This is a genomic window from Nocardia sp. NPDC059177, assembly GCF_042755165.1.
Classification (GTDB): domain Bacteria; phylum Actinomycetota; class Actinomycetes; order Mycobacteriales; family Mycobacteriaceae; genus Nocardia.
In genome coordinates, this window is the sequence record NZ_JBHZBX010000038.1 from 23,497 (window position 1) to 31,689 (window position 8,193).

Annotated in this window: 5 protein-coding genes; 3 read left to right on the plus strand and 2 right to left on the minus strand. The window is 69.8% G+C overall.

Annotation, left to right across the window (positions count from 1 at the left end; genetic code table 11):
- Positions 1–99: 99 nt before the first annotated feature.
- Together treY and glgX are read right to left on the minus strand one after the other, a co-directional pair.
- Positions 100–2,520 carry a malto-oligosyltrehalose synthase gene (gene treY / locus ACFXK0_RS28510; protein ID WP_379414158.1) on the minus strand — a complete coding sequence of 807 codons (2,421 nt, stop codon included), beginning with the start codon at positions 2,518–2,520 and terminating at the stop codon, positions 100–102.
- An 8-nt stretch (positions 2,521–2,528) separates the two neighbouring features.
- Positions 2,529–4,643, minus strand: coding sequence for a glycogen debranching protein GlgX (gene glgX, locus ACFXK0_RS28515; protein ID WP_379414159.1), 2,115 nt, complete (start codon positions 4,641–4,643; stop codon positions 2,529–2,531).
- 124 nt (positions 4,644–4,767) lie between these two features.
- Here glgX and ACFXK0_RS28520 point away from each other — a divergent pair, with 124 nt between their 5' ends.
- The 3 genes from ACFXK0_RS28520 to bioD all read left to right on the plus strand — a co-directional run bounded on the left by ACFXK0_RS28520 (position 4,768) and on the right by bioD (position 7,977).
- Positions 4,768–6,045 carry an adenosylmethionine--8-amino-7-oxononanoate transaminase gene (locus ACFXK0_RS28520; RefSeq protein WP_379414160.1) on the plus strand — a complete coding sequence of 426 codons (1,278 nt, stop codon included), beginning with the start codon at positions 4,768–4,770 and terminating at the stop codon, positions 6,043–6,045.
- Positions 6,046–6,089: 44 nt separating this feature from the next.
- Entirely contained in the window at positions 6,090–7,244 is a 1,155-nt protein-coding gene (locus ACFXK0_RS28525; protein WP_379414161.1) for an 8-amino-7-oxononanoate synthase, read from the plus strand.
- Positions 7,245–7,308: 64 nt separating this feature from the next.
- Complete coding sequence (gene bioD / locus ACFXK0_RS28530) at positions 7,309–7,977, plus strand: dethiobiotin synthase (RefSeq protein WP_379414163.1); 669 nt, start codon at positions 7,309–7,311, stop codon at positions 7,975–7,977.
- The last annotated feature ends 216 nt before the right edge of the window (positions 7,978–8,193 follow it).

Consider the following 8,193-nt stretch of genomic DNA (forward strand, 5'->3'; position numbering starts at 1 on the left):
ACCGTCGGTGCTTTCGCCGCCTTGCAGTACCTCGGCCTGCGCCGCTGACCTACTGCGCCGGACGTGGGGCCACTGCGGTGGCTCCGCGATGCGCGCTGGTCAGCGCACCAGCAGGGCGACCGGCAAGCGGGTGAACAGCTTGTCCACCCGTGCCTGACCCGCGAAGGTGTTGCCGGTCAGTCGATCGGTCCAATTGCCTTCCGGCAGCGGCAAGGTGGTGTCGAGCCAGCCGGTCGCTGTCAGCCCGACCGAATGCCGGGTCGCCGCGACGATCACCTCCGGTTCCTCACCCGCGGGCCCGCGTCCGTAGGCGACGAACCGGTGCGCGTGCTCACCGACGGCGTACAGCGGCCGGTACATTCCGCCGACGAAGCACTCCGGCCGCTCGCGCCGCAACCACAGCGCGTAGGCCACCACCCACATCTTCGCCGCCCCGGTGGTGTCCAGGGTCGGTGTGTCGGTGAGGGATTGGAGCATCCCGGCCCGCACCGCGAAGTTCACCGGCCGCCGGTTGTCGGGGTCGACGAGCGAGTCCTCCCACAGTTCGGTGCCCTGGTAGATGTCCGGGATACCGGGCCCGCACAGCTGCAACAGCTTCTGCGCCACCGCGTCCGACCACGCGTGCGGAGCCAGCTCGTGCGCCAGATCGCCGATGCCGGTGCCCACCGGGCCGTCGATCACCGCGTCCAGCCAGCCGTGTACCGCCGCCTCGAACACCGCGTCGGGTTCCTCCCATGAGGTCTTGGTGCCCGCCTCGCGAATCGACTTCTCCGCGAACAGATGCAGCCGGTCGCGCAGCCCCGGCACCGACGACGCGGGCCGGCCGTCGGCGGGCCACACCCCGAACATGTTCTGCAACAGGAACAGTGCCGTTGCCCCGTCCGGCGCCGGCGTGGTCTCCAGCCAGCCACGCACCCGCAGCGACCACACATCGGCCACCTGCGAGAGCACCCCGATCCGCGCCCGCACATCCTCGCCGCGCTTGGTGTCGTGGGTCGACAGCGTCGTCATGGTGGCCGGCCAGCGCTGCGAGCGTTCACTGTTGGACAGATGGAAGTCGTTGACCGAGTGGCCGAATCGTGCCGGATTGCCGCCGACCTCCTGCAGCGACACCAGCCGCGCGCCCTGATAGAACATGGTGTCCTCGACGGACTTCGCCGTGATCGCGCCACACACCTGGGAGAACCGCGTCGCCGCCTCCCCACCGACCGCGAGCGCGGTCACCAGCACCGACAGCGGCGCGGTCAGCTCGGCATTGCGCTTCTCCACCTCGGCGACGACCGCCGCGGTGATCCCGGCCAGCGGCGCGTAGTCCACCCGGTAGACCGGCATGAACGCCAGCACCTCGATGGTCGCGTTGCTCACCGACAGGGTGTCGAAACTGGCCGCATTCCCGTCGCGTTTGATCGCGGCCACCAGCCGCCGGATCTCCGGCGCCAGAATGGTTTCGGCGACCGCGCGCTTGATCCGGTGCTCGGTCTCCCCGAACCAGGCCCGGTCGCTACCGTGCCCGGCGACCTGCTGGGACAGCTCGGTCAGCGGCGGCTCACCGGCCGGATCGAGCAGCACCCCGCCGACGTCGGCGAGCGCGTCGTAGCCGGTGGTGCCGTCGACCGGCAGCGTCGCGTCCAGCGGTTCGCGATTGGCGAGGATCTTCTCGATCAGCAGCAACCGCTGCGGGCCGATCAACCGGCGCAACCGCGTCAGATAGGCGCTCGGATGCGCCAGCCCGTCCGGATGATCGACGCGCACCCCGTCGATCAGATCGTGCTCACACCACGCCGCCAGCTCCCGGTGCGTCGCCTCGAAGACCTCGGAGTCCTCCTGCCGGATCGCGGCCAGACTGTTCACCGCGAAGAACCGCCGATAAGTGCACACCCCCGCCTTCCAGCTCACCAGCCGGTAACACTGGCGATCGTGGATGCGCAGCGCGTTGTCGCCGTCGGTGCCCGGCGCGATGGGGAAGCGCAGATCGTGCAGTGCCAGCATCGGTTCCGGGCCCGACCGGTCCACGGTCAGCGCCGCCGGATCGTTCTCGCTCTGCAACACCGGCAGCGCCAGCCGCCCGCCCGCGCCGTTGGCCGCACTCCAGTCGATGTCGAAGTACCGGGCGTAGGGGGAGTTCTGGCCGTTGCGCAGCACGTCCCACCACCACGGGTTCTGCCGTGGATCGCCGACGCCGACATGATTGGGCACCAGGTCGACGATGAGGCCCATCCCGCGACTGCGCACTTCGTCGGAGAGCGCCTTGAGCCCGGTCGGGCCGCCCAGCGCGGCCGATACCGTGGTCGGATCGGTGACGTCGTAGCCGTGCGTCGACCCGTGCGTCGCGGTCAGGATCGGCGACAGATACAGATGCGAGATACCCAGTTGTTGCAGGTATTCGGCGATCGCCCGCGCGTCGGCGAAGGTCAGCGCGTCCGGCCGCAGTTGCAGCCGGTAGGTGCTGCGGACCGTGCTGGGCCGGATCGGCGCACGGTGCAGCAGGGTCAGCGGGTCGGTCACGTAGGTCTCGGTCATCGTCTCGGCTAGGCGGTTCGGCGCAATACCAGCAGGCAGCGGCTGGGGACAGGAAGTATCGCCGACGCGGCGTAGACGGCGTCGGCGGCACCGGTGGGGGTCGAGCAATCCAGGGCGAGCGTCCATTCGGCACCGAACTCCCACCCCGGCACCACGAAATCGATCGCGTCGTCGTGGGCATTGAAGCACAGCAGGAACGAGTCGTCGCCGATGCGTTCCCCGCGCGGACCCGGTTCGGGGATGCCGTCACCGTCGAGCAGCATGGCCAGCGATTTGGCGAACCCGCTCTCCCAGTCGCCGGTGGTCATCTCCGCCCCGGCCGGGGTGAACCAGCCGATCTCGCGTCTGCGACCCTGCCCGTCACCGGGGCCGGCGGCCAGGAACCGGCGCCGCCGGAAGATCGGATGCGCGGTCCGCAGCGCGATCACCGACCGGGTGAACGCGAGCAGCTCGGCGTCGGCATTCGACCAGTCCATCCAGGCCAGCGGCGAATCCTGGCAGTACACATTGTTGTTGCCGAGCTGCGTGCGCCCGATCTCGTCGCCGTGCGCCAGCATCGGCGTGCCCTGGCTCAGGATCAGCGTGGCCAGCAGATTGCGCTGCTGACGCGACCGCAGCGCCAGGATCCCCGGATCGTCGGTGGGCCCCTCCACTCCGCAGTTCCAGGACCGGTTGTAGCTTTCCCCGTCGCGATTGCCCTCGCCGTTGGCGTCGTTGTGTTTGTCGTTGTAGGACACCAGATCCCGCAGCGTGAACCCGTCGTGCGCGGTGACGAAGTTGATGCTCGCGCTCGGGCGCCGCCCGGTGGACTCGTACAGATCCGACGACCCGGTGAGCCGATAGGCGAACTCACCCAGCGTCGCGGGCTCTCCGCGCCAGTAGTCGCGCACGGTGTCGCGGTACTTGCCGTTCCACTCCGTCCACAGCGCGGGGAAATTGCCGACCTGATAGCCGCCTTCGCCGACATCCCACGGTTCGGCGATGAGCTTCACCTGACTCACCACCGGGTCCTGGTGCACCAGATCGAAGAATGCCGACAGCCGGTCCACATCGTGTAATTCGCGGGCGAGGGTGGCGGCCAGGTCGAAGCGGAATCCGTCGACGCGCATGTCCAGGATCCAGTAGCGCAGCGAATCCATGATCAGCTGCAGCGTGTGCGGATGCCGGACATTGAGGCTGTTGCCGGTGCCGGTGTAGTCCTTGTAGAGCTCGGGGTCGGTGTCGTCGAGGCGGTAGTAGGCGGCATTGTCGATGCCGCGCAGGCTCAGCGTTGGCCCGAGGTGGTTGCCCTCGCCGGTGTGGTTGTAGACCACATCGAGGATCACCTCGATGCCCTCGGCGTGCATCGCCCGCACCATCGCCTTGAACTCGGTGACCGCCGCGTCGCCGCGCGGGCGGGCCGAATACTGGTTGTGCGGCGCGAGATAGCCGATGCTGTTGTAGCCCCAGTAGTTGCGCAGGCCCTGATCGGTCAGCACGTGATCGTGGAAGAACTGGTGCACCGGCATGAGCTCGATCGCGGTGACGCCCAGGCTCTTCAGATGTCCGATGATCGCCGGATGCGCCAGGCCCGCGTAGGTACCGCGCAGTTCGGCGGGCACGTCCGGATGCGTCATCGTCATCCCTTTGACGTGCGCCTCGTAGATCACCGTCTCGTGGTAGGGCCGCTTCGGCGGCCGGTCGGCACCCCAGTCGAAGAACGGGTTGATCACCACCCCGGTCATCGTCTTGCCCAGCGAATCCAGGCCGTGGGTGTAGAGCGCGGGATCGTTGACGAATTCGCCGTCGAAGGCCTTCCCGTACGGATCGAGCAGTAGTTTGGCCGGATCGCAGCGCAGCCCGAGTTCCGGCTCGTACGGACCGTGGATCCGGAACCCGTAGCGCTGGCCCGGGGTGACCGTGGGCAGATAGGCGTGCCAGACGTGCCCGTCGACCTCGTCCAGATCGATCCGGGTCTCCACGCCGTCCTTGGCGATCAGGCACAACTCGACCGCGGTGGCGACCTCGGAGAACACCGAGAAGTTGGTGCCGGCGCCGTCGTAGGTCGCGCCCAGCGGGTATGCCGTGCCCGGCCACACACCCAGTGCGGTCACCTCACCGGATCGGTCGTTCGGGCTCGACATGCTACGACAGTAGAGGAATCCATGACCTGACCGCGACGGCCCGTGCGCCCGCGACGGCGAATGCTAACTTGAACGGTGTTCAAGGCCGTCGGACCGGCGGCACCGGACGACGACGAGGACACCAGTGAACCTGACTCCCGAGCAGATCAGCGCCCTCGATGCCGAGCATGTCTGGCATCCCTACGGCGGCTTCCCCGCGACCACCGAACCGCTGGTCGTGGCGAGCGCGGCGGGCACCCGCCTGACCTTGGCCGACGGGCGTGAACTGGTCGACGGCATGAGTTCCTGGTGGGCCGCGATCCATGGCTACCGCCACCCCGTGCTGGACGCGGCGCTGCTCGCGCAGTCACAGCGGATGAGTCACGTGATGTTCGGCGGGCTCACCCACGAACCGGCGACCCGGTTGGCCCAGCTGCTCGTCGAACTGACGCCTGCCGGCCTGGACAAGGTCTTCCTCTGTGATTCCGGCTCGGTGTCGGTCGAGGTCGCCACCAAGATGTGTTTGCAGTACTGGCGCAGCCTCGGCAAACCGGGCAAGCACCGGCTGCTCACCTGGCGGGGCGGCTACCACGGCGACACCTTCACCCCGATGAGCGTCTGCGATCCCGACGGCGGCATGCACGCGCTGTGGACCGATGTGCTCACCGAACAGGTCTTCGTCCCCGCGCCGCCGCGCGAGTTCGTCCCCGGCTACGTCGACGAACTCGAGCGTGCCGTCCTCGCACACCGCGACGAACTGGCCGCGATCATCGTCGAACCAGTGGTGCAGGGTGCGGGCGGCATGCGCTGGCACGATCCGCGCTATCTGCGCGAACTGCGCCGCCTCTGCGACGACAACGACGTCCTGCTCGTCTTCGACGAGATCGCCACCGGCTTCGGCCGCACCGGCGAACTGTTCGCCGCCGACCACGCCGGTGTCGCGCCCGATGTCCTGTGCGTCGGCAAGGCGCTGACCGGCGGCTATCTCACCCTCGCCGCGACCCTGTGCACCGCGCGGATCGCCGAGACGATCAGTGCCGCGCACGGCGGCCTCATGCACGGCCCGACCTTCATGGGCAACCCGCTGGCCTGCGCGATCGCGGTCGCCTCGCTGGAACTGCTGATCTCGCGGGACTGGCGCGCCGAGGTGCGCCGGATCGAAACGGAACTCACCGAGGGCCTGGCCCCGCTCATCGGGCAGCCCGGGGTGGCCGATGTCCGGGTGCTCGGCGCGATCGGTGTCGTCCAGCTCGACGCGCCGGTCGACATGCGCGCCGCCACCGACGCCGCGGTCGATGCGGGCGCGTGGCTGCGCCCGTTCCGCGATCTCGTCTACACCATGCCCCCGTTCATCAGCTCCACCGCCGATATCGCCACCATCACCGGCGCGGTCCGCGCCGCGGTCAAGGCATCGGCCAAATGAGTACCCCGGGCGCCCTGAACGGTGTTCAAGTATGCTGCTCAGCTGTGCAGACTGATCCGTTGAGCTGGTTGGACAAGCGCGCGGCCGAACGGGTCGACGCCGGATTGCGCAGGCACCTGCGCCCGCGTGCCGCCGAGTCGCCCGCGATCGACCTCGCTTCCAACGACTACCTTGGCCTGGTGCGCCACCCCGAGGTCGTCGCGGGCGCGATCGCGGCCGTGCGCCGCTGGGGCGCCGGGTCCACCGGGTCACGGCTTGTCACCGGAACCACCACCGAGCACGCCCAGCTGGAAGCCGAACTGGCCGAATTCGTCGGCGCCGACGCGGGATTGGTCTTCGCCTCCGGCTACGCCGCCAACCTCGGCGCGGTCACCGCACTGGCCGGCCGCGGCACCCTCGTCGTCTCCGACGCGGGCAGCCACGCCTCCCTTGTCGACGCCTGCCGGCTCTCCCGCGCCCGGATCGAGATCGCGCCGCACCGCGATGTCGACGCCGTCGAGCGGCTGCTCGCCGAGCGCACCGAGGAACGCGCGCTGGTCCTCACCGACTCGGTGTTCAGCGCCGACGGCGACCTCGCCCCGCTCGGCGATCTGCACCGCGTCGCCCGGGCCAACGGCGCGGTCCTGCTCGTCGACGAAGCCCACGGCCTCGGCGTGCGCGGCCGCGGCGGCCGCGGACTCGTGCACGAGACCGGCCTGGCCGGCGAACCCGACCTCGTCATCACCGCCACCCTGTCGAAGGCCTTCGCCGCCCAGGGTGGCGTCGTCTTGGGCGACGCCCGGATCCGCGCCCACCTCATCGACACCGCCCGCACCTTCATCTTCGACACCGGACTCGCCCCCGCCGCCGTCGGCGCGGCCCGCGCGGCGCTGTCGCTGCTGCGCCGCGATCCCGTCATGGCCTCGCGCGTGCTCGACCGCGCGGCCGATATCGCCCGGATCGCCGGTGTCCCCGAACCGGACTCCGCCGTCGTCTCGGTCGTGCTCGGCGATGCCCAGCGCGCCTTCGACGCCGCCCAGGCCTGCCGTGCCCGCGGCCTCGACGTCGGCTGCTTCCGCCCGCCGTCGGTCCCCGAGGGCACCTCGCGCCTGCGCCTGACCGCCCGCGCCGACCTGACCCCCGCCGAACTCGACACCATCGCCGAGGTGCTCGGCGAGGTTCTCGCCGAGGCGCGCGGCCGGGAAGTGGTCCCGGCATGAGCGGTCAGCGCCTGGCGGCTCGCGTGACCACGGAAGACGCCCCAGCATGCCGAGTGGAGACAGCATGAGCATCCTGCTGATCAGCGGCACCTCGACCGACGTCGGCAAGACCGTCGTCACCGCCGCGCTCGCCGCTGCCGCGCGGGCCGCCGGTCGCACCGTCGCGATCTGCAAGCCCGCGCAGACCGGCATCGCGCCCGGCGAACCCGGCGACCTCGCCGAGGTCACCCGCCTGTCCGGGGTGACCCGCGCCGTCGAACTCGCCCGCTACCCCGATCCGCTGGCCCCCGACACCGCCGCCCGCCGCGCCGCCCAGCCCCTGCTGACGCTGAGCGACACCGTCGCCGCCGTCGACGCCCTGCGCGACGCCGACCTGGTACTCGTCGAAGGCGCGGGTGGACTGCTGGTCCGGATGGGGGAGTTCACCCTGCTCGACCTCGCGCAGAAACTCGGCGCACCGGTCCTCGTCGTGGCCGCCGCCGGACTCGGCACCCTCAATCACAGCGAACTCACCACCCGGTCCCTCACCGCCGCCGGCGTGCCCTGCGCCGGATTGGTCATCGGCTCCTGGCCGGCCGAGCCCGACCTCGCCGCACAGTGCAACCGCGACGACCTGCCCCGGGTCACCGGAACCCGGCTGCTCGGCGCGATCCCCGCCGGAGCGGGTGGATGGGACCGTGCGCGCTTCACCGCGGCGGCGCCGGGCTGGTTCGCCGGCGACTGGCGGCCGTGAACGACCGGCCGATGATCATGGACGGCGTACGAAATATGCGCTGACCAGGTGATTTGACTTCGTGTTCGGCGGTGCGTAACTTAATTCGAGTCAGAGCGACACGGACACCGACCCGGCCGGAAGGCAGGGAAACGAGGTAGGACGATGAGCGCCTGACTGATCTTGTGTTCAGGGTCATGGTATCGGGACTTGCTTCCGGTGGATGGTCTGAGCTAA